Below are 333 nucleotides of genomic sequence, written 5' to 3'. Positions count from 1 at the left end.
GCATCGATCAGCAATTGCCGACGCTCGCCCTACAGCGTGCGCATGCGCCGCACGTGCGACGTCAGGTGACCATCCATGATGAATTCCGCGAGCACGGCCTGCTGCATCAGCTGGCCTTCGCGGTACAGCTCCGACAGCCCGGTGCGAAACGTGTCGACGAGATGCTCGGGCACGACCATGTAGCCCATCCGCAAGCCGGGGAACAGCATCTTGCCGAGGCTGCCGACGTAGATCACGCGGCCGCCGTCGTCGAGGCCCTGCAGTGACGCGAGCGGCCGGCTGCCGTAGCGGAATTCGCTGTCGTAGTCGTCCTCGATGATCCAGCAGCGATGC

Annotated in this window: 1 pseudogene; it reads right to left on the bottom strand. The window is 65.2% G+C overall.

Features of this window, described 5'->3' with window-relative positions:
• Window positions 1-32: 32 nt before the first annotated feature.
• Window positions 33-333: pseudogene (locus SB751_RS28930) on the bottom strand (aminotransferase class I/II-fold pyridoxal phosphate-dependent enzyme); the annotation flags it as partial.

It is taken from the genome of Cupriavidus sp. SIMBA_020, from assembly GCF_046535395.1.
GTDB lineage: Bacteria > Pseudomonadota > Gammaproteobacteria > Burkholderiales > Burkholderiaceae > Cupriavidus > Cupriavidus campinensis.
Note: the sequence above shows the minus strand (reverse complement) of the source record. Positions and strands in the feature narration are given on the sequence as shown.